General features: G+C 55.1%; 24 protein-coding genes. 13 read left to right on the plus strand and 11 right to left on the minus strand.

Going from position 1 to position 19,352, the window contains the following annotated elements; genetic code table 11:
• Positions 1 to 11: 11 nt before the first annotated feature.
• The 4 genes from A6U95_RS26560 to A6U95_RS26575 all read right to left on the minus strand — a co-directional run bounded on the left by A6U95_RS26560 (position 12) and on the right by A6U95_RS26575 (position 2,533).
• A complete protein-coding gene (locus A6U95_RS26560) occupies positions 12 to 674 on the minus strand; it encodes a phage tail protein (RefSeq protein WP_065686661.1) in 663 nt (220 codons plus the stop codon).
• Positions 675 to 778: 104 nt separating this feature from the next.
• Positions 779 to 1,183: a phage tail terminator-like protein gene (locus tag A6U95_RS26565; protein WP_065686662.1), complete on the minus strand. Its 405-nt coding sequence runs from the start codon at positions 1,181 to 1,183 to the stop codon at positions 779 to 781.
• Between the two features lie 286 nt (positions 1,184 to 1,469).
• Positions 1,470 to 1,835 (minus strand): antiterminator Q family protein, encoded by a 366-nt coding sequence (locus A6U95_RS26570; protein ID WP_065686663.1) that lies wholly within the window; start codon positions 1,833 to 1,835, stop codon positions 1,470 to 1,472.
• Between the two features lie 218 nt (positions 1,836 to 2,053).
• Positions 2,054 to 2,533, minus strand: a complete 480-nt coding sequence (locus A6U95_RS26575; protein ID WP_024530931.1) for a GNAT family N-acetyltransferase — start codon at positions 2,531 to 2,533, stop codon at positions 2,054 to 2,056.
• A gap of 190 nt (positions 2,534 to 2,723) precedes the next feature.
• Between A6U95_RS26575 and A6U95_RS26580 the strand changes: the two genes are divergently transcribed.
• Both A6U95_RS26580 and A6U95_RS26585 read left to right on the plus strand, forming a co-directional pair.
• Positions 2,724 to 2,906 (plus strand): DUF2158 domain-containing protein, encoded by a 183-nt coding sequence (locus A6U95_RS26580; protein ID WP_065686664.1) that lies wholly within the window; start codon positions 2,724 to 2,726, stop codon positions 2,904 to 2,906.
• Between the two features lie 105 nt (positions 2,907 to 3,011).
• Complete coding sequence (locus tag A6U95_RS26585) at positions 3,012 to 3,425, plus strand: DoxX family protein (protein WP_024485123.1); 414 nt, start codon at positions 3,012 to 3,014, stop codon at positions 3,423 to 3,425.
• Between the two features lie 45 nt (positions 3,426 to 3,470).
• Here the strand turns inward: A6U95_RS26585 and smrA are convergent, their stop codons facing one another.
• The gene (gene smrA, locus A6U95_RS26590; RefSeq protein WP_065686665.1) at positions 3,471 to 4,043 is read right to left on the minus strand and encodes a DNA endonuclease SmrA; all 573 of its coding nucleotides are present in this window, start codon (positions 4,041 to 4,043) and stop codon (positions 3,471 to 3,473) included.
• A 177-nt stretch (positions 4,044 to 4,220) separates the two neighbouring features.
• Here smrA and A6U95_RS26595 point away from each other — a divergent pair, with 177 nt between their 5' ends.
• The gene (locus A6U95_RS26595) at positions 4,221 to 4,559 is read left to right on the plus strand and encodes an MbeD/MobD family mobilization/exclusion protein (protein ID WP_024485125.1); all 339 of its coding nucleotides are present in this window, start codon (positions 4,221 to 4,223) and stop codon (positions 4,557 to 4,559) included.
• 46 nt (positions 4,560 to 4,605) lie between these two features.
• Entirely contained in the window at positions 4,606 to 5,052 is a 447-nt protein-coding gene (locus A6U95_RS26600) for a DUF1198 family protein (RefSeq protein WP_021807638.1), read from the plus strand.
• A gap of 27 nt (positions 5,053 to 5,079) precedes the next feature.
• Here A6U95_RS26600 and A6U95_RS26605 read toward each other — a convergent pair whose 3' ends face one another.
• Together A6U95_RS26605 and A6U95_RS26610 are read right to left on the minus strand one after the other, a co-directional pair.
• Positions 5,080 to 5,418 carry a DUF2002 family protein gene (locus tag A6U95_RS26605; RefSeq protein ID WP_021807637.1) on the minus strand — a complete coding sequence of 113 codons (339 nt, stop codon included), beginning with the start codon at positions 5,416 to 5,418 and terminating at the stop codon, positions 5,080 to 5,082.
• 103 nt (positions 5,419 to 5,521) lie between these two features.
• Complete coding sequence (locus A6U95_RS26610) at positions 5,522 to 6,526, minus strand: AraC family transcriptional regulator (protein ID WP_065686666.1); 1,005 nt, start codon at positions 6,524 to 6,526, stop codon at positions 5,522 to 5,524.
• A 143-nt stretch (positions 6,527 to 6,669) separates the two neighbouring features.
• Between A6U95_RS26610 and A6U95_RS26615 the strand changes: the two genes are divergently transcribed.
• Entirely contained in the window at positions 6,670 to 7,698 is a 1,029-nt protein-coding gene (locus A6U95_RS26615; RefSeq protein WP_065686667.1) for a dienelactone hydrolase, read from the plus strand.
• Here the strand turns inward: A6U95_RS26615 and A6U95_RS26620 are convergent.
• Positions 7,658 to 8,554 (minus strand): LysR family transcriptional regulator, encoded by an 897-nt coding sequence (locus tag A6U95_RS26620; protein WP_065686668.1) that lies wholly within the window; start codon positions 8,552 to 8,554, stop codon positions 7,658 to 7,660. The two genes, A6U95_RS26615 and A6U95_RS26620, sit on opposite strands and share 41 nt — an antisense overlap.
• A 106-nt stretch (positions 8,555 to 8,660) precedes the next feature.
• Here A6U95_RS26620 and A6U95_RS26625 point away from each other — a divergent pair, with 106 nt between their 5' ends.
• Together A6U95_RS26625 and A6U95_RS26630 are read left to right on the plus strand one after the other, a co-directional pair.
• A complete protein-coding gene (locus A6U95_RS26625) occupies positions 8,661 to 10,040 on the plus strand; it encodes an MFS transporter (RefSeq protein ID WP_065686669.1) in 1,380 nt (459 codons plus the stop codon).
• Positions 10,040 to 10,420, plus strand: a complete 381-nt coding sequence (locus A6U95_RS26630) for a DUF4440 domain-containing protein (RefSeq protein WP_065686670.1) — start codon at positions 10,040 to 10,042, stop codon at positions 10,418 to 10,420. Before A6U95_RS26625 ends, A6U95_RS26630 begins: the two co-directional genes overlap by 1 nt.
• Before the next feature lie 192 nt (positions 10,421 to 10,612).
• On the opposite strand, the gene asr is transcribed toward A6U95_RS26630, so the two are convergent.
• The gene (gene asr / locus A6U95_RS26635) at positions 10,613 to 11,083 is read right to left on the minus strand and encodes an acid resistance repetitive basic protein Asr (protein ID WP_024530923.1); all 471 of its coding nucleotides are present in this window, start codon (positions 11,081 to 11,083) and stop codon (positions 10,613 to 10,615) included.
• 261 nt (positions 11,084 to 11,344) lie between these two features.
• Here asr and A6U95_RS26640 point away from each other — a divergent pair, with 261 nt between their 5' ends.
• The gene (locus A6U95_RS26640; RefSeq protein ID WP_024530922.1) at positions 11,345 to 11,653 is read left to right on the plus strand and encodes a YqjD family protein; all 309 of its coding nucleotides are present in this window, start codon (positions 11,345 to 11,347) and stop codon (positions 11,651 to 11,653) included.
• Positions 11,654 to 11,719: 66 nt separating this feature from the next.
• Here A6U95_RS26640 and A6U95_RS26645 read toward each other — a convergent pair whose 3' ends face one another.
• The gene (locus A6U95_RS26645; protein WP_065686671.1) at positions 11,720 to 13,162 is read right to left on the minus strand and encodes a PLP-dependent aminotransferase family protein; all 1,443 of its coding nucleotides are present in this window, start codon (positions 13,160 to 13,162) and stop codon (positions 11,720 to 11,722) included.
• 302 nt (positions 13,163 to 13,464) lie between these two features.
• On the opposite strand from A6U95_RS26645, the gene A6U95_RS26650 reads away from it, so the two are divergent.
• From A6U95_RS26650 to nrdF, 5 genes are all read left to right on the plus strand, one after another.
• Positions 13,465 to 13,896, plus strand: a complete 432-nt coding sequence (locus A6U95_RS26650) for a carboxymuconolactone decarboxylase family protein (protein ID WP_065686672.1) — start codon at positions 13,465 to 13,467, stop codon at positions 13,894 to 13,896.
• A gap of 266 nt (positions 13,897 to 14,162) precedes the next feature.
• Positions 14,163 to 14,399, plus strand: coding sequence for a glutaredoxin-like protein NrdH (gene nrdH, locus A6U95_RS26655; protein WP_024484825.1), 237 nt, complete (start codon positions 14,163 to 14,165; stop codon positions 14,397 to 14,399).
• Between the two features lie 8 nt (positions 14,400 to 14,407).
• Positions 14,408 to 14,809, plus strand: coding sequence for a class Ib ribonucleoside-diphosphate reductase assembly flavoprotein NrdI (gene nrdI, locus A6U95_RS26660; protein ID WP_021178960.1), 402 nt, complete (start codon positions 14,408 to 14,410; stop codon positions 14,807 to 14,809).
• Positions 14,791 to 16,935: a class 1b ribonucleoside-diphosphate reductase subunit alpha gene (nrdE, locus tag A6U95_RS26665; protein WP_074423410.1), complete on the plus strand. Its 2,145-nt coding sequence runs from the start codon at positions 14,791 to 14,793 to the stop codon at positions 16,933 to 16,935. Before nrdI ends, nrdE begins: the two co-directional genes overlap by 19 nt.
• Before the next feature lie 8 nt (positions 16,936 to 16,943).
• Positions 16,944 to 17,903, plus strand: coding sequence for a class 1b ribonucleoside-diphosphate reductase subunit beta (gene nrdF, locus A6U95_RS26670; RefSeq protein ID WP_065686673.1), 960 nt, complete (start codon positions 16,944 to 16,946; stop codon positions 17,901 to 17,903).
• Positions 17,904 to 17,969: 66 nt separating this feature from the next.
• On the opposite strand, the gene A6U95_RS26675 is transcribed toward nrdF, so the two are convergent.
• Entirely contained in the window at positions 17,970 to 19,322 is a 1,353-nt protein-coding gene (locus A6U95_RS26675) for a 2-hydroxycarboxylate transporter family protein (RefSeq protein WP_065686674.1), read from the minus strand.
• Between the last annotated feature and the right edge of the window lie 30 nt (positions 19,323 to 19,352).

A 19,352-nucleotide genomic window follows, 5' to 3' on the forward strand; every position in this document is an offset into this window, starting at 1 on the left:
TGATGGACTGATTAAGCAGTCACTTTATAGAACGTCATATCGCAAGACTGCACCGCCAGCGCCACCTGTACGGTTTCAACCTGGTTAACCGCGGTGGTGGGTTGCGGATCAAAAGCCGGTACCGCAGACCAGTAGCGCAGCTCCTTGGCTTTTGGCACATGCATGTAGAACGCCAGCGTGATGCCATTGCGATCGGCATCCTGCAGCAGGCTGTAGATCGGCTGAGAAGCATCATGCGCAAAGGTAAAGGTCTGCGTTTTGGCCGCTTTAAAGGTGGCCAGGTTACGCTGACGATCGTCTTCCAGGAACTGCACCTGCACGTATTGCTGATCGCCGCCAGACTGCGCTACCTCGGTGATCTGAGGAATTTGCGTCCAGCTGGCGATCTTCTGCAAGGAGCCTTTGCCGCCACCGGCCGGGAAGAAGCTCACGTCGGTGGTATTGATGGCACCGATGGTGATGCTGGTATCCACTTGGGCAGTGATCTTGGCCACCAGGCTGTCGATCAGGCCCCAACCGGAGCGTACCATCACGATGTCACCCACTTTCAGAGTGTGGCCGGTGGCCACGGTAAATACGGCGCCGTTAGCATTGCTGACTGCGGTGGTTACTACGCCTGGTGCTGTTGGCGCGCCAGCAAATACGGTGGCGCCATTTGGTAATGCAAAACCCATGGTAATTCTCCAATTTCAGATATAAAAAAACCGCCGAATGGCGGTATGCTTGGTTTACTTGCTGGAGAGTTCCCCCCAGCGATGTTTACTACACTAGTGTGTTATTAATACCCAGCCCAATAACCGATGGTGACTGGTAGGGTATATAATTCATCCTTGGCAATCGCTGGCAGGATATTGCCACCAGCATTGACATAACAGTTAAAAGCATCGTCCGCCAGCACTAGTCCCCTGGGGAATAATGAGATAATCTCCTCCGCCAGTTGATAGCCAGTTTTCGCTCCTGTCCCTTTTTTCATCACAATATTAACCTGATAATTCCCGCTGTAGGTCTGCACCTCTTGGGAAATACCTAACGCCACCGCAGGCTCCGGAGCAATAAACGGTTCCAGATGAAGATCGTCATCCGCCGTAAACGTCACGTTAGCCAAGGTGTATTTAATATCATTCTCTTCAGCCCAGGCCGTTAACCTGGACTCAAACAAATCATTGATACGCAAGGTGCTCATAGCGCCTCCTGGTTTAACCCTATTGATAAGAGTGCATCACCTTGGGTTAAACCAGTAATAGCACTCTAGCTGATATATTTCGTAGCGAGAAGTTTATTTTAAAAAATATTTTATCAACTGCGAAACGCAATAACCACGCTATCAATTTACTAGATAAAACTCGTAGCGAATAGATTTTTATTAAATTATTTTTCGCCATTAATTTAAAATAACAAAACCACCCCGCATTGCGGGGTAGTAATTACTTCAATTTAAAAAGTCTTTAATTTTTATTATCGGTAATAGTTTATCTATCCATGTCTAAACGAATATTCTGACTGACCAGACAACCCTCAATAAAACTTTCTGCCACCTGCATCTGCTGCCTTACCCGGCCTTCCGAACATTTCCAGCCGCGAGCAATGGCGGACTTCGATTGCCCGTAAACGTAGTAACGCAAGATCAGTTCCAACTCCTCCGGCTGACGTAGGGCCTGGAGGTGAGCAACGGCGCGATCCACCACCAAGCCGTCCTCGTCACAGCAAGAGGCCTGCTGTTTGCTACTGCCCGGCAGCAACCCTTTAAAACCGGCGGCGATATGCGAATATCCCAGAGAAGAACTTTCCCGTGCCCACACGCCCCAACGCCCCAAAACCTGTTGAATGTCCCGCATAAGACCTCCTTATTTTTCTTGGCTTTAGTGTAACCAGGCGAGGCAAAGCCGCCCATCGATGGGTGTTGTAGGAAACCTCACAGGACAAAGCAGGGGGAGAAACGAGCAGGAAATGAAGGTATTGGTGCAGCACTATTGCGGGAGGATAGCGCCAGAGGTGGAAAAAAGCATTAAATCTCAGCCTTCGGAGGAGATGCCTCCCCCGAAGCGGGCGCAGATCAAGACATGGCAAACTGCTCGAGTACCTTGCCTTCCATACGATAGCGCACCCATTCATCTTGCGGAGCCGCACCAATGCTGAGATAGAAATCAATCGCTGGCTGATTCCAGTCCAGCACGCTCCATTCCAGGCGTCCGCAACGGCGCTCGCAAGCAAGCTGAGCGATATGGCGCAGCAAGGCTTTGCCCGTTCCCGCCCCACGGAACTTGGGCGTGATATACAAATCTTCCAGGTAGATGCCGTTCTTACCCAGCCAGGTCGAGTAGCTCATAAAGAACACCGCATAGCCTGCTGGCTCACCATTGACACTGCAAATCAGCGCCTCTGCGCAGGCGTTGGGGCCAAACAGGCTTTCTTCGATCTCTGCCTGGTTGGTGCGTACCTCATCACGAGCCTTTTCGTACACGGCCAGTTCAATAATCATATCCAGAATGAGCTTGGCATCGGCTTTCACCGCCGGGCGAATTTCAATTGTCATAGATGTTCCCTAACTAGAGTGATTTTCCTGCTGCCAGCATAATACTTAACCAATTCAGGCACAAACGGCAATTCACCGGGCATCTGAGCGAACGCCTCCCTACGTAAGGTGGCCGTTGAGGAATGTTTATAGAGGAATGCCTGCGGTCTCCTATACTCAGTTTTCCCCCTAACAGATCTGGAGAAACGATATGTCATTTAGCGTAGGTGATTTTGTGCAGCGTAAAACCGGTGGGCCAAAAATGACCGTTATCGAAGAGGATGGCGAGGCGCTGATATGCAGTTGGGTCGAACTAGGGGTCGAGCAACAGACCGAGGTGCAGGCCAATGAAGTGAACCCCTATCACGAAGACGACGACTTCGGCGTCTGCTGATATTCCGTTTGCTCCCTCAAGCCATGTCCCTGGATAAAAAGTGAAGTTGATCTAGTATTTACCTGGTACAGCAACCTATTTTGGGTAGTGGTTAAGGGGTTCACAATGAGCGAAAGTTTAAAAGACGGCACCATTCTGTTGGCCAGAATTTTGCTGATGATCCTGTTTCTGATTTTCGGTTGGATGAAGCTGACCAACTTTGGTGCCACGGTCACGGCGATGGAGGGCTACGGTACGCCAATGCCTTACCTGGCCGCAGTTGTCGCCGTGGTGGTGGAGTTCATTTTCGGTATCTTCATCGTGCTGGGGGCCTTCACCCGGCCGATAGCCATCATTTATGCGCTCTATGTGCTGGGTACCGCCTTTATCGGCCACCCGTTCTGGCGTTTTAGCGGGGCAGAAATGATCGGCAACGAAATCAACTTCTTTAAAAACATCAGTATTATCGCTGGCCTGCTGCTGCTTGCCGTCACCGGTGCTGGCCGTTACTCACTGGATTATAAGTGGTTTAACCGCTAACGCTCCCTCTATGGCGGCGCTCCCCTGCGCCGCCATGCTCACACCTTAACGGCTATGTTTGGCATGGCGTTCGAAGTTATCCGCCTTGGCTGCGGCAGACTTGCGCAAGGTGACGTAGCACGCCCCCTCACCACCGTCACGTGGCAGTGCCCGGCAAAACGCCTGCACCTGTTCAAACTGCTCCAGCCATTTGGCCAGGTAGCTGCGGATGATATTCGGATGGCTTTGATCTGTCCGCCCACGGCCATGCACAATCAGCAACGAACGCAGGCTGTCTTTCTCCGCCTGGATGATAAAGCGGAACAGCGCTTGGCGGCAGCTCTCGACAGGCTGGCGCAGCAGATTGAGGCTGACTTGCGGTGGATAGTGGCCGTGACGCAGCTTGTCTAGCACCCCTTGCTGAATACCTTCGCCCTTATATTCCAACGGGGTATCGCAGGGAATAATGTCCAGAAAGCCGGTGCTGAGGAAGTTCTCCAACTGTAACGCCTGAGCTTCCCGGCGCGCACGTTTATCGACAGGATCCTGCGCCTTGAGGTACAGCGTGGGTTGCCCCGCGGATAACGGCTTCACATCGGTCATCGCCTGGGCAAAAAAATCGTTCTCTTCGTCGTTCATTTCACATCACTCTCGGGAGATTTCACCCACCGGCGGGCTATTGCTTTTAGTGGGAATGGCTTGATTGTAAGACGCCTCGTCAGGGTTGCAAGTGAGGAATTGACGGCAACGGGTGAGGTTGTGAGCGGTTTTCGTTATACTGCAGGCCATTATTGAGTGCCGCAAAGGATCCAACCCATGAATATGCGCGAGCTGGAAATCCAGTTTCAGAATGCAATGAATGAGTTACAAGCCAGCTTCGAACAGCAGCACCGTGAATGGCAACAGAGCTACCAGGCTCTGCAACAGCAGTTGGCCGAAGCGCAACGGCGTGAAACCGCCCTGCGCATGCAGAATGAACAGCTGGTCAACAAACTGAGCACCGCCAGTTCGGTGCCGGAACAGCATGCCCTGGTCAAGCAGATCAAGATGTTGGGTGCCCATTTGGATGCGCTGGCACAAGATGCCGCCACCTTTAATCGCCATGTGCATAATAAACAACGGGCCGCAGACAATTTCAGCGGTGAGCAACACTGACAATTTCGGGCGCGTATGCTGCGCACCAAGACGGTAAAAATCATACATGACGTGGATCATCATCGCCGCCCTGATCGTAGTTTTCATTATTGGCTATCGTGTCCTGACTTCCGACACCCGCAAGGCGATAGATTCACTGGCGCATTTGCTGAAAGTAAAACCGATGCTGGTGGAGTCCATGCTGCAGGAGATGGGCAGCCGCCACAGCCAAAGCTTTATCCGCATGTTGAACAACGGCTATACCGAAGAGATGCATCAGGCCGCCTATATGCTGTTTATCTACCTGACGTTTATCAAGCAGGCGGACGATGAGCAGATTGGCCTGTGGCGGGAAACGCTGCTGCGCGCCGGGCTGTCGCCGGAACTGCATGCCGAGCACACCGAAGCGGCGCTGTTTTACTTTGCCGAACTGGATCTGGATGCGTTTGAACTGGCGCAGTTCCGCCGGGCCTACAACGAACGCTATAACCGGGAAGCGCTGGGCAACTGGTGAAGCTTTCCCCCGCTTACGGGGGAGAGTTTAAAGGAACATGCTGTAGAGATAGCGCGAGAGCGCATCGCGGGAGCTGAAACCGTGAGGAATGCCGTAACGCGTGTTGGGCGTATCACCGCTTAAATCCAGGGGAAACTCAAGATACTGCTCGCTGTTACGCATCAACGAGGTGGGCGTGGCAAAATGGAGGCTCTTCTCTTTCAACGCCGGGTGGATCACCAACGCCATTCTGCCCATTCGCGCTTCCCGATTCACATACACGTAGTGCTCGCCCTTGCGAAAACCGTAGGTCTGATCGGTGATATAATCACGCTCAAAACCGGTACTCTCTAACACTTTAGCCACTTCATCCGGCCGTAAATACATCTATTTCTCCTCTCAGTTCTGGGTAGCTTTGCGACCTTACCGTAATCAGGAGATGAAACAATTAATTTATCCGTACTCATTCTGGTTTAGGAATAATCTGCAGCTATTGGCCCCCCGCCTGTTGCCTACGCCATTCGCTGGGGCTCATCCCCTGAACCCGTAGAAACTCACGGTTAAAGTTGGATTTGGTGCTGAAACCGGCCTCCAGCATAATCTCGGTCACCGGGCGATCGCTGCCGCTCAACCACTGGGCCGCTTGCTGAATGCGTAACTGATTCACGTATTGGGATACATTCATTCCCGCCTGCTGGTTAATCGCCTGGGAGACCTTACGTGCCGGTATGCCCACCTTGCGCGCTAACCGGGCCAGGTTCAGCGCCGGTTCCAGATAGAGATCGTCCTGACGTAGCCGTTGGTTGATCAGCTCAAAGCAATGCTCGTCATCCTCTGTTAGCGCCTCGGTTTTCGCTGGTGGCAAGGGCTGCTCTTCTGATCCCGGCTGTTGGCGCTCACGGCCAAGCACCAATCCTACTCCCAGGACCATCATCACATTGCCAAAGGCCGCCAACGCGCCAGCATGGCTCCCGGCTAATAGCGAATAATCCAGGGTGATCGCCAACTCGGTCAGGCCGCAGACAATCAGCAGGCCGCCTAATCCGCACCATAAGCGATAGCTCAGCCAACTGTCCGCCAGCGCCACCTGCTGCAAAGCATTCTCGCCGCGCCGCAGGTACAGCAAAATAGCCGCGCCGTAACCGAGATAACCCATAACGATCAGCCCATCCAGCGCCGCCAAGGCTCGCCACTGTACCAATAACACCAGCAACGGGAACGTCAGATGCCCAACGACGCGCCAGCCCATCGGCCCACGGGCTTGTAGCATCAGCACCAGATAACACAAGGGCGGGATCAGGGCGGCCCCCAGCGGTTGCAAAATAGCAACCCAAGGTTGCTGATAGCCAAAACGGATCCCCACCAGCAGGCTTTGCCAGGCGCAGATCAACAGCAACAGCTGTAGCAACCAACGGTGTGGCCGTGGCCAACCAAGGCGCACGATCAACGCCAGGCACAACAGGCTGAAGAGAAAAGACAGCGGGATAAGTGGCATGTTACCTCTGCAATTATTCGGGATCGCCCCAGTGTAGAGACCATAATCAGCTAAAACAATCGCTTAACGACCTGGATCGCGATCGAGGTCGCGTCAGGAAAACGCGAATGCGATGGTTCGGTTTTCCCCTTGAAGGAGTCATCATGAAAAAGTTATGGATCTTGTGCCTACTGTTTAGCTGTGTCGCCACCGCCGCCCCTTGGCAGGTTGGCAGCCGCTTGCAAACGTTTTATAACGGCGATCGCCCATTGGTCACCCGTATCTATTACCCCACAAACGCTCAAGGTCAGCCACAACAGGTCGGCGGCAGGCCAGTATTTGCAGGTATCCCTGCTCTGCCAGACGCCCCGCCAGCAACCGGGCATTTTCCACTGATGATCATCAGCCACGGCAGCGGTGGCAACAATAGCAGCCAAGCCTGGCTGGCGAGGGCGTTGGTAGAACAAGGAATGATCGTGGTTGCAGCCAATCATCCGGGCAGTACCAGCGGTGATTCCATCCCGGCAAAATCGCTCGAACTGTGGCAACAAACGCGCGATATCTCGGCGCTGATCGGCGCCATGCTGAAGGATGGTACATGGCAACCGCGGATCAACACACAGGCCATTGGCGTGGCGGGGCATTCCAAAGGTGGCTATAGCGCCATCTCTGCGATTGGTGGCCGAGTCGCGCTAAAGGATTTTATTGCCGGTTGCCAACAGCAGCCACGCTCGCCTAACTGCCAGTTTTATGCTGGCGTAAACAAGAACAGTATCTCTGCCACCCAATTTGACGCTAATTACACCGATGCCCGCATCCGCTTCGCCATCGCCATGGACCCAGGCATGGTGCCCTATCTGCAACCGGCCAGCCTGCGCCAAATCAGCGCGCCGCTGCTGGTCATCGCCGCACAACACTTTATGCCGGGCAACGATCCAGAAAGCCTGGGAGCTGAGTCGCTGGCTGCCAACAGCGGGCAGCAGCCGATCAAGGCCATTGTCTTACCGGGCAGCAATCACTTTGATTTCTTACAGCGTTGTACTCCAGCCGCCCCGGAGATATTAGCTGAAGAAGGAGAAGCCTTTATCTGTGGCTCTTCGCCCGCCGAGCGTGAACGCGCCCACCAGCAAACCATCGCTGCCGTGCTGGCTTTTATTCAGCCGTGGCTATCCTCGCCCGCAGGAAATCAATAAACCCCCGCACCTTCTCCGGCACATGGCGCGTGTTGGGATAAAGCGCATAAATGCTCTGTACCGGGAACTGGTGATCTGGCAGCAGGTGGCACAATTGCCCGTTAGCAATAACGGGCCGTACCAACCATTCTGGCAGCAGGGCCACACCCGCCCCCTGTAACGCGAAAGTCAGCAACGCAGTGGCGCTATCGGCCATCAACCTGGCGTCATCTTCCACTTTGAATAACACCGCCTGACGTTCAGGGGTGAGCACTTGCCAACTCAGCGGTGAAGGGAGACGGCTGTGGGCCAGCCAGGCAGCCTGAGCCAGTTGAGGCAGTGACGCGATCGGCCACTGTGCCAGATAGGCCGGTGCCGCCACCGGTAAGATAGCGAAATTATCGATCAGCGCTGCATGATGATTGGAGTCCGCCAGTTGGCCCAGGCGGATAGCCACGTCAAACCGCTCGGAAATCAGATCCGCATGGTAGGAAGAAGAAACGTGCTGAATGCGTAAGCGCGGATGCAACTGCGCGAAGGCGGCCAAGGCAGGAACCACCACTTGCGCACCATATTCCGGCGTGCTGGTGATGCGCAGAATGCCACTCAAGCCATGATGATCGCGGCGCACATCGTCGAGCAGGTATTCCGCATCCTGTAATAGCCGTTGGCAACGTGGATAAAAACGCTCGCCAGCATCGGTGAGTGACAGCCGCCGCGTACTGCGCACCAGCAATGAAACGCCTAGCTCGCTTTCCAACTGCTTGATGTTAAAACTGACCACCGCCTTGGTTTGCCCCAACGCCTCCGCCGCAGCGGTAAAACTGCCGGTATCGACCACCGCCGCAAACATCGCTAACCTGGCTAAATTGAGCATCTTTCACTCACCCACTGTCAAAATATTTTTGACAGTGTAATCGCCCAGCGCCGATTTATCAGCCCTTTCCCGCCCGCTACACTGCACGCCTTCAACCGGAGGCTTCATGGCTTATCGCACTAAAGTGGCAATCGTCTATCTGCTCGGATTCTTTGTCGATCTGATCAACATGTTTATCGCCAACGTCGCCTACCCAGCGATCGGCCACGCTTTGCAGGCCAGCATCAGCCAATTGGCCTGGATCAGTAATGGTTACCTGCTTGGTCTGACGCTGGTGATCCCGATCAGCGCCTGGCTAGCGCAACGTATTGGCGGGCGGCAGGTTTTTTTACTGTCGTTGGTGCTGTTTATGCTGGCAACCACGGCGGCAGGCCGCGCTGGCTCGATCGAAGAACTGATCGGCTGGCGGGTGATACAAGGTATGGGAGGAGGGTTGCTGATCCCGATTGGCCAAACGCTCACCTATCAGCTGTTTCGCAACCATGAACGCGCCGGGCTTTCTGCCGCCATCATGCTGGTGGGGCTGCTGGCTCCGGCGCTCTCCCCGGCATTAGGTGGCCTGATTGTCGATCATCTTGACTGGCGCTGGGTGTTTTTTAGCAATCTGCCTCTGGCGGCACTGGCTCTGCTGTTGGCTATTCTGTGGCTGCGTAACGAGCCTGCGGCGAGCGAGGTTAAGCGGCTGGACGTCACCGGGCTGATTAGCGCTTGTCTGGCACTCACATTGATCCTGCTTGGCCTGACCCGTCTGAGCGAACCCCATTTGCTGTTGCAAGGTGCAATCTTGCTGTTCGCTGGACTGTTAGTGTTTGCTTACTACCTGCGGCATAGCCTGCACCATCCGCACCCGCTGCTAAATCTGCGGCTGGTGCGGGATCCGCAGTTGCGCATCGCCATGGTCGTCTACCAGTGTATCCCTGGTCTGTTCATCGGCGTCAGCCTGGTGGCTATGCTGTATCTGCAAAACCAGCTGGGTATGTCGGCCACTCAGGTTGGCGGGCTGATGGTTCCCTGGTCACTGGCCTCTTTCGCCGCCATCACCCTGACCGGCAAGGTTTTCAACCGTTGCGGCCCACGCCCGCTGTTTATTGCCGGTTGTGTTTTGCAAGGGCTGGGGATGCTGGCCTTATCCCAGATCGGTGATGCCGGGCAGCATAGCTGGCAAATTTTCGCGTTTGCCTTGATGGGGCTGGGTGGCAGCCTGTGTAGCAGCACGGCACAAAGCTGCGCCTTTCTCACCATTGCCGACACCCAGTTGGCCGATGCCAGCGCGTTATGGAATATCAACCGCCAGTTGAGCTTTTGCTTTGGCGTTACCCTGCTCAGCCTGTTGCTCAATCTGTTGCTCGGCCATATGGAACCGCTCATGGCCTACCGTTACTGTTTTTATCTCGCTGCAGCCAGTACGCTGTTCCCGATGCTGCTGTGCCTGCGTATTACCAACCGCGCCATCGTGCGCCATCTCAACGCTGAACAGGGATCCTGATGAATCGTTATTTTACCGAAGTGATTGACGCCCATGTGGCTATCGCCGACTGGCTGGGAAAAGGGGCTGGGGAACGGCAACCGCTCTTGGCACGGTTTCACGCAGATTTTTCCATGATTGCCCTAAACGGCAGCAAGCTGGGATCCAACGAACTGGCAGGATTTTTCCTGGCACATCGGGATGCAAAGCCAGGGCTGGAGATTGCGATCGAAGAAATGAACATGGTCGCAGAATGGGCAACAGGGGCCGTAGTCAACTATCGCGAGAAGCAAACGCTGCCAGGCCAACCTGCGACCCTGCGTTATTCTACCGTGGTCTTTACCCAGACCGCCGACGGGCTACGCTGGCTGCACCTGCACGAAACGCCTATCGGGCAATAATTACAGGAAGCTGCTGGCCAGGAACAATTGCCAGGCCACCACCAGACCACATAGCGTGACGGCACTGAAGATCACTTCAAACAGGTAGCGGTTCATCATGATGACCTCACCTCAAAAGAAGACACCCGGAAAACCGGGTGTCAGAGTATTCAGCAGAGGATGCGGAACCTTTGACGGCTCCGCTAACTTCACTTATTTAGCAGCTGGAGCCGCGGCTTTCTTGCTTGATTTGTGGTGTTTTTTAGCAGCCTGGGCTTTCTGAGCTGGTTTAGCTGCGGCTTTGTGGTGCTTTTTAGCAGCCTGAGCCTTCTGAGCTACTGGCGCTTTGGTAGCAGCAGCTTTGTGGTGTTTTTTAGCGGCCTGAGCTTTTTGAGCTGGTTTGGTGGCGGCTTTGTGGTGCTTTTTGGCAGCCTGAGCTTTCTGAGCTACTGGCGCTTTTTTGCTGTGCTTTTTAGCGGCCTGAGCTTTCTGCTCTGGTGCTTTTTTGGTGGCTTTCTTGTGTTCTTTCTTGTGGTGAGTCGCTTTAGCTGGAGCTTTCTCAGCCGCAGGAGCCGCAGTAGTAGGAGCCGCAGTTGGTGCCGGTGCAGCCGCAGTATCAGCAGCGAAAGCAACAGAAGACAGGCCCATGGTGGCAGCAACGATCAGCGCTAATACTTTTTTCATCTTTAAATCCTCAGAGAGTGTTTATCGGTAAGCCCGGTTGGGCCGTTGAAGAGATAGTAGAGGAATCAATCCGCCGCTTCCGTGAGTGATTGGTTTCGCCGAGTAACCAAATGTACAGAGCTTGTAGCCCGGCCCTCAGGCTGGGGTGATGCCCAAAAAAAGCCTCGTTATTCGCGGGGATAGCCATTAATTTTCGTGATCGCCAGCACATTTCCCAAAATGGTCTACACTTAAAGGACATGTGTCGTAACGGAGAGTCGAATGTTTAACAAGACAGATAAAGTAGAACGAGACATCGATCAGGACGTGAACCTGCTGGCCGATACGCTGGATGAAGTATTACGCGACTCCAGCAGCAAGACCAAAGAAGAACTGCATGAACTGCACAGCAAGGCAAAAGGGATATTACGCGACGCCCGTGCTCGCTTCAGCGGTTCCAGCAGCCTCACACAACATGCTCGCGACGCAGTTGGCAATGCCGATAGCTATGTACGAGACAAACCTTGGCAGGGTGTAGGCATCGGTGCTGCTGTTGGTATCGTGCTCGGCGTCTTGCTTGCTCGGCGTTAACCCATGTAGCTGGTTTTAACCATAAAAACAGATGTGCGTCTGGCCCACGGTTTTCCGTGGGCCGCTTTATTTTCCGCTCTCGATAATCGCCGCCAGCCGCTCCACCGCGCGCTCTGCTTCGCTATAGCTGGTGAAGTTACCAAAGCCCATCAATAGGCCATTATCGGCAGGCGAGGACATCTGCCAATCCGACAATGCCTGTATCGACAACCCCTGTTGCCAGGCTCTCTTCGCCAGCTCACTGTCATTGAACCCCGCATTCAGACGAGCCAGCATCTGGATCCCCCCTGCCTGCGGTGCCACCGTCAAATAGGCTGCAAGCCGCTGTGTCAGGGCCTGCACCAACCATGCGCGCCGCTGGCGATACAGCAACCGCATGCGCTTTAGATGGCGGTAAAAATGCCCGCCGTTGATAAAATCGGCCACTCCGGCTTGCAGTAACGGTGGGCAACCGCAGCCTCGCAGCTGGCTACAGCGCTCAAAAGCCGCCGTCTGCTCATCCGGTACCACCAGATAGGCCATGCGTAACGCCGGAAACAGGGTTTTGCTGAAGGTCCCGGCGTAGAGTACCCGCCCCTGACGATCGAGGCTTTTTAACGGCGGCAAGGGTTTGCCGTAGTAGCGACACTCGCTGTCGTAATCGTCTTCGATAATCCAGGCCGAGTGACGGGTTGCCCAATCCAGCAGCGCCATACGCCTGGCCAGGCTGAGGGTAACACCCAGCGGGCTTTGGTGAGTCGGCGTCAGCACCGCCATGCGGGCGTCTGGCCGGGTGGCAATACCGGCGTCAATATTCATCCCTTCCTCATCAACCGGCACTGGAACAATTTGCATTCCGGCGGCACTAAACAGCGGCTGGGTAACCGGATAACCTGGGTCCTCCAGCCAGACCGCCTCTCCCGGTTTCAACAGCGCGTTGATCACCAGCTCTATCAAAGCCTGATAACCCGCGCAGATAAATACCTGTTCCGGCCGACAGACGATGCCACGAGAAAGGTGCAGGTAATGGACAATTGCCTCGCGCAGTTCCGGCAGACCATTAGGGGGTGGGTGTGCCAATGAAGCCATAGTGGTGCCACGCAGCTGCCGGGCAACGATGCGCTGCCATACCGCCCGTGGGAAGACATCCAGCGCGGGCAGGCCAAGCTGGAAGGGTTGAGTCGGCCCGGCGGGATGAGACTGAAATGCGGAAGGTGCCGGAGCCGCCAAGGTGGGTACCGCTGACAGCTCGGTGCGCTCAGGCATTTTCAGCAACTGGGAGGAAACATAGGTTCCCGCCTGGCCCCGGCTTTGCAGAAAACCTTCAGCCACCAGCGCAGCGTAAGCATTCTCAACCGTCGCACGCGCTACCCCCAGATCGCTAGCCAAGCCGCGCACCGAAGGTAAACGGCTGTTGGCCACCAGGGTTCCCTGCACGATAGCGTCTTTAATCCGCAGATAGATCTGCCGGTACAGGGGCTCAGCCTGCTGGTGATCCAGCCGTAGGGCAGCAAAAATATGACGTGTCATGGCTTAATCCCCCTCACCCTAACCCTCTCCCACAGGGAGAGGGGACATACCGTGCCACAAATGACCACCGGCGCCCAACGGCGACTCCGGACTGGCTCCCTCTCCCCCACACAAGTGTTCGTGACGAACCTCGAACCGTACATTGGGAGAGGGCTGGGGTGAGGGGAAATGGGCCGTCTAAATTGATAAGCACTACGTGTCATGGCCTGGTTAAATAATCATTTTATGGCTCTATAGCATAGACCATATCGCGGCTAAAGTAGCGCCGTACATTGGTTACGCCATTAATCCGAGGTTTGAACATGATCAAGCAACGTTTGCAGTACGCCGAACTGTCACCGGCCCCTTATAAAGCCATGGTGAGCGCATTGGGGGGATTAGAGAAAGGCCCGCTGGATAAAGCGATCATTGAGCTGATGTTTATGCGCGTTTCGCAAATCAACGGCTGCGCTTTCTGCCTGGATATGCACGGCAAAGCGCTGCGTGCAGGGGGAGCGAGCCACGCCAAGCTGGATACGCTGGCGGGCTGGCGCGTCAGCCATGAATTCAGCGAGGCAGAACGTGCCGCGTTGGAATGGGCCGAAGCGGTCACCCTGATTGCGGCAACCGGCGCACCGGCCAACGCCTTTGACGCCCTGAAAGCCCATTTCAGCGATGCCGAAATCAGCGATCTGACCTTTGCCATCAGCATTATGAACGCCTTTAACCGCCTGGCAGTCAGCATGCGGCAGTAATTTTGCTGGCCGGGGCAACCCGGCCTGCTCGATCTTCATCGCAAAAAATATTTCCCCACCGCTTTTCCAGCCTCGGCGCGGCCTGCGCACCAAAAACCGAAAAACACTACATATAGTTATGTTGATAATATAAATATCAACATATAGTATTCATTCATCAGCGCAGGGGGAAACGCTTGGGTTGGTGACGCCGTCAGAAACGCCCTATCATGCTCAACTTTCTGACTTATCCGCCTTTCCTTCAACATAAAAGGTAAATGCGAATCATGAGTATTATTATTTACACTAAACCAGATTGTGTCCAGTGCAATGCCACCTACCGAGCCCTGGATAGACAAGGGATCGACTATCGCGTGGTCGATCTGACCCAGGATCAGCAAGCGCTGAACCATGTTAAATCACTGGGCTATCAGCAGGTGCCGGTGATTATCGCCGGTGACGATCACTGGTCTGGTTTCCGCCCGGACAAGATTGGCGCGTTAGCCAACGCCCTAACCTCCTGAGGTGTGCCATGGATCCGCTGGTCTACTTCTCCAGCAGTTCGGAGAACACCCACAGATTCGTTGAGAAGCTGGCACTGCCCGCAATACGCATCCCGATCGCTGGCAGTAAAAAAGTGCTGATGGAGCACCCTTATATCCTGATTGTGCCCAGTTACGGCGGCGGCAGCAGCGTCGGTGCCGTACCGATCCAGGTGATCCGTTTTCTCAATGATCCGCAGAATCGCGCTTACCTGCGCGGTGTGATTGCCGCAGGTAACACCAATTTCGGCGCCGCGTATGGCATCGCCGGTGACATCATCGCCAAAAAATGCCAGGTACCGGTGCTTTATCGTTTTGAGCTTCTCGGCACCACACAAGACGTCGCTATCGTTCAACAGGGAGTCACCGCATTTTGGCAACGACAGAACTGACCAGGCCCACCAGCGCCACGCTGGATTACCATTCGCTCAACGCGATGCTCAACCTTTACGACGCCGAAGGGCGCATCCAGTTCGATAAGGATCGGCTGGCCGCCAGGCAATACTTTTTGCAGCACGTAAACCAAAACACCGTGTTCTTCCACAACCTGGCGGAGAAATTGCGCTATCTGGTGGATGAGGGATATTACGAAGCGGCGGTGCTGGAGCAGTATGAGTTTGCCTTTATCAAGCAGCTGTTCCAACAGGCCTATGCCAGGAAATTCCGCTTCGAGACCTTCCTCGGCGCCTTCAAGTATTACACCAGCTACACGCTGAAAACCTTCGATGGCCAGCGCTATCTGGAACGCTATGAAGACCGGGTGTGCATGGTGGCGTTGCGGCTGGCGGCGGGTGATACCGCGCTGGCACAGGATCTGGTGGAGGAGATCATCTCCGGGCGTTTCCAACCCGCGACGCCCACCTTCCTCAACTGCGGCAAACAGCAGCGCGGCGAGCTGGTTTCCTGCTTCCTGCTGCGTATTGAAGACAATATGGAGTCGATTGGCCGCGCGGTGAATTCGGCACTGCAACTCTCCAAACGCGGCGGTGGTGTGGCCTTTCTGCTGAGCAATATCCGCGAGGTTGGCGCCCCGATCAAGCGCATTGAGAACCAGTCTTCCGGGGTGATCCCGATAATGAAAATGCTGGAAGATGCCTTTTCTTACGCCAATCAACTGGGGGCACGTCAAGGCGCTGGGGCGGTGTATCTGCACGCCCATCACCCAGACATTCTGCGCTTCCTGGATACCAAGCGGGAAAATGCCGACGAAAAAATCCGCATCAAAACCCTGTCGCTGGGGGTGGTGATCCCGGATATCACCTTCGAATTGGCAAAAAATAACGAAGAGATGTACCTGTTCTCTCCCTACGATGTGCAACAGGTTTATGGAGTGCCGCTGTCAGAGATTAGCGTTAGCGAAAAATACCGTGAGATGGTGGATGACAAGCGCATTCGCAAATCCCGCATCAACGCCCGTGAATTTTTCCAGCTGCTGGCGGAGATCCAATTCGAATCCGGTTATCCGTACATGATGTTTGAAGATACGGTCAACCGCAGCAATCCGATCGCCGGGCGCATCAATATGAGCAACCTGTGCTCGGAGATCCTGCAGGTCAACAGCGCCAGCCGTTACCATCAGGATCTGAGCTATGCCGAGATCGGCAAAGATATCTCCTGTAACCTTGGCTCGCTGAACATTGCCAAAGTCATGGATGCCCCCGATTTCGGCAAGGCGGTGGAAACCGCGATCTACGGGCTGACGGCGGTAGCGGATATGAGCGATATCGGCTCGGTGCCGTCTATCGCCGCCGGGAATCAGGCCTCCCATGCCATCGGCCTCGGCCAGATGAACCTGCACGGCTATCTGGCGCGCGAGCGCATCTTTTACGGTTCGGACGAAGGGATCGATTTCACCAATATCTACTTCTACACCGTGACCTACCACGCCCTGCTCGCCTCCAACCGGCTGGCAATAGCGCGCGGCAGCAGTTTTGCCGGTTTCGAGAACTCCACCTACGCCAGTGGGGAGTATTTCAGCAAATATATCGAGCAGGAGTGGCAGCCAAAAACCGCACGGGTGCGCGAACTGTTTGCCAACGCCACTATCACCATACCTGGGCGTGAGGAATGGTTGGCATTGCGCGCTGCCGTGATGATGCACGGGCTGTATAACCAGAACCTGCAGGCGGTGCCGCCTACCGGCTCCATCTCCTACATCAATAACTCGACCTCCAGCATCCATCCGATCGTCTCACGCATCGAGATCCGCAAGGAGGGCAAGATTGGTCGGGTCTATTACCCTGCCCCTTACATGACCAACGACAACCTGGAGTATTACCAGGACGCCTACGAAATTGGCCCGGAAAAGATTATCGATACCTACGCCGCCGCCACGCAGCATGTGGATCAGGGGCTATCGCTGACGTTGTTCTTCCGCGATACCGCCACCACCCGCGATATTAACCGCGCGCAAATCTACGCCTGGCGTAAAGGCATCAAAACCATTTATTACATCCGCCTGCGCCAGATGGCGTTGGAAGGGACCGAGGTGCAGGGCTGCGTGTCCTGCACGCTGTGAGGAAAATTATGACGATGCAACGAGTGCAGGCCATCAACTGGAACAAGATTGATGACGACAAGGATCTGGAGGTGTGGAACCGCCTGACCAGCAACTTCTGGCTGCCGGAAAAGGTGCCGCTGTCGAACGATATTCCGTCCTGGGCCACGCTGACCGCCAAGGAGCAGCAGCTCACCATCCGCGTATTTACCGGGCTGACGCTGCTGGATACCATCCAGAATACCGTTGGCGCTCCGGCACTGATCGCCGATTCCATCACCCCGCACGAAGAGGCGGTGTATTCCAATATCAGCTTTATGGAGGCGGTACACGCCCGTTCCTACAGTTCGATATTCTCCACCCTGTGCCAAACCCGGGATGTTGACGAGGCCTACCGCTGGAGCGAGGAAAACACCACGCTACAGAAAAAAGCCAGCATCATTCTGGCGCACTATCGCAGCGACGATCCGCTGTTGAAAAAGGTCGCCAGCGTGTTTCTGGAGTCGTTCCTGTTCTATTCCGGCTTTTATCTGCCTATGTACTGGTCGAGCCGGGCCAAGCTGACCAACACCGCCGATCTGATCCGCCTGATCATTCGCGACGAGGCGGTGCATGGCTACTATATCGGCTACAAGTTCCAGAAAGGCCTGGAGCAGGCCAGCCCGGCCCGCCGCCAGCAGGTGAAGAACTTTGCCTTCGATTTGTTGCAGGATCTGTACGACAACGAGGTGCGTTATACCGAAGAGCTCTACGACGGGGTGGGCTGGACGGAAGAGGTGAAGACCTTCCTGCACTATAACGCTAACAAGGCGCTGATGAATCTGGGCTACGAAGCGCTGTTCCCACCGGCAATGGCGCAAGTGGATCCCGCGATCCTGTCTGCGCTGTCCCCCAACGCCGATGAGAACCACGATTTCTTCTCTGGCTCCGGCTCTTCCTACGTAATGGGCAAAGCGGTGAATACCGAGGATGAGGACTGGGCGTTCTAAATGCCTGATGCCATCTAGCGTAAAAAAAGCCCCGCATCCTCGCGGGGCAAATCGGCAACACACTACTCAATAGAAATGCGATAACACCAGCAGCGACAGCGAAACGTTAATCGCCCCGCCGATGCGCGTTGCGATCTGGGCGAAGGGCATCAGCGACATCCGGTTGCCCGCCGTCAGGATCGCCACGTCACCGGTTCCGCCTTGCCCGCTCTGGCAACAGGAAACAATGGCCACGTCGATCGGATGCATACCGATCTTCTTGCCAACCAGGAAACCAGTGGCCACCAGCGTGCTTACCGTCGCTACGATCACAATCAGGTTCTGCACGGTGAAGGCATCTACCAGCTCTTGCCACGGCGTGATCGCTACGCCCACGGCAAACAGGATCGGGTAGGTCACGGCGGTGCGGAAGAATTTATACACCACCTGCGATCCTTGCTGAATGCGTGGCGAAACGCCGTGTGCCAGCTTCACTGCCACTGCGGCAAACAACATTCCCACCGGGGCCGGCAAGCCGATCAGCCGGTGTAACAGCATGCCTACCATATACAGCAGGATGGCCAGCAGCGCGCCACAGGCGATAGTGGCGACATCCACGTTACCGCTCAGTTTCTCCGTTGCCGCGACCTCGCTATCGCCCTGCTTGCTCGGCATCAGGCTGCCTTCGCCGGTAAGGTGTGGATAGCGTTTTCCCAATTGGTTCAGCAGGCCAGCAATCACGATCGCCGTCAGGCTACCCAACATCACGATCGGCAGGATACGCCCCAAGGCTACGCCCTGCTCCATATGCAAAATGGCGGCATAGCCCATCGACAATGGGATCGCCCCTTCCCCCACGCCTCCGGCCATGATCGGCAGGATCAGGAAGAAGAAGATCTGGAACGGATCGAGGCCCAACGCCATCCCCACCGCCATCCCGACCAGCATTCCGGCCACTTCACCGCACAACATCGGCACAAAGATACGCAGGAAACCCTGGATCAGCACCTGGCGGTTCATGCTCATAATGCTGCCGACGATAATGCAGCAGATGTAGAGATAAAGAATATTAGTCGACTTGTAGAATTTGGTTGTGGACTCAACCACCACGTCCGGCAGCAAACCATAGTGCACCAGTGCGGAGGGTATAAAGGTGGCACAGATGGCGGCAGCCCCCATTTTCCCCACCAGCGGCAGGCGCTTGCCAAACTCACCGCAGGCAAAGCCGAAGAACGCCAGTGTCGCCACCATTACCACGATATCGCTGGGTAATTTACCTGCCAGGCAGTCGAGCAGGATCAGCACTCCGGCCAGCACGAAGAATGGCAGCGGTATAATCCCTATTTTGTAATTATCCAGAATATGCCACCACTTTTCACGCAGCGGAATATCGGCAGTTTTATCTTTGGCAATGAGGTAGGAATCATCGGTTGTGCTCATAATCTGGCCTCTTATTGTTTGTTCGGCCAT

It is taken from the genome of Serratia sp. 14-2641 (genome assembly GCF_001692375.1).
Taxonomy (GTDB): Bacteria; Pseudomonadota; Gammaproteobacteria; order Enterobacterales; family Enterobacteriaceae; genus Chania; species Chania fonticola_C.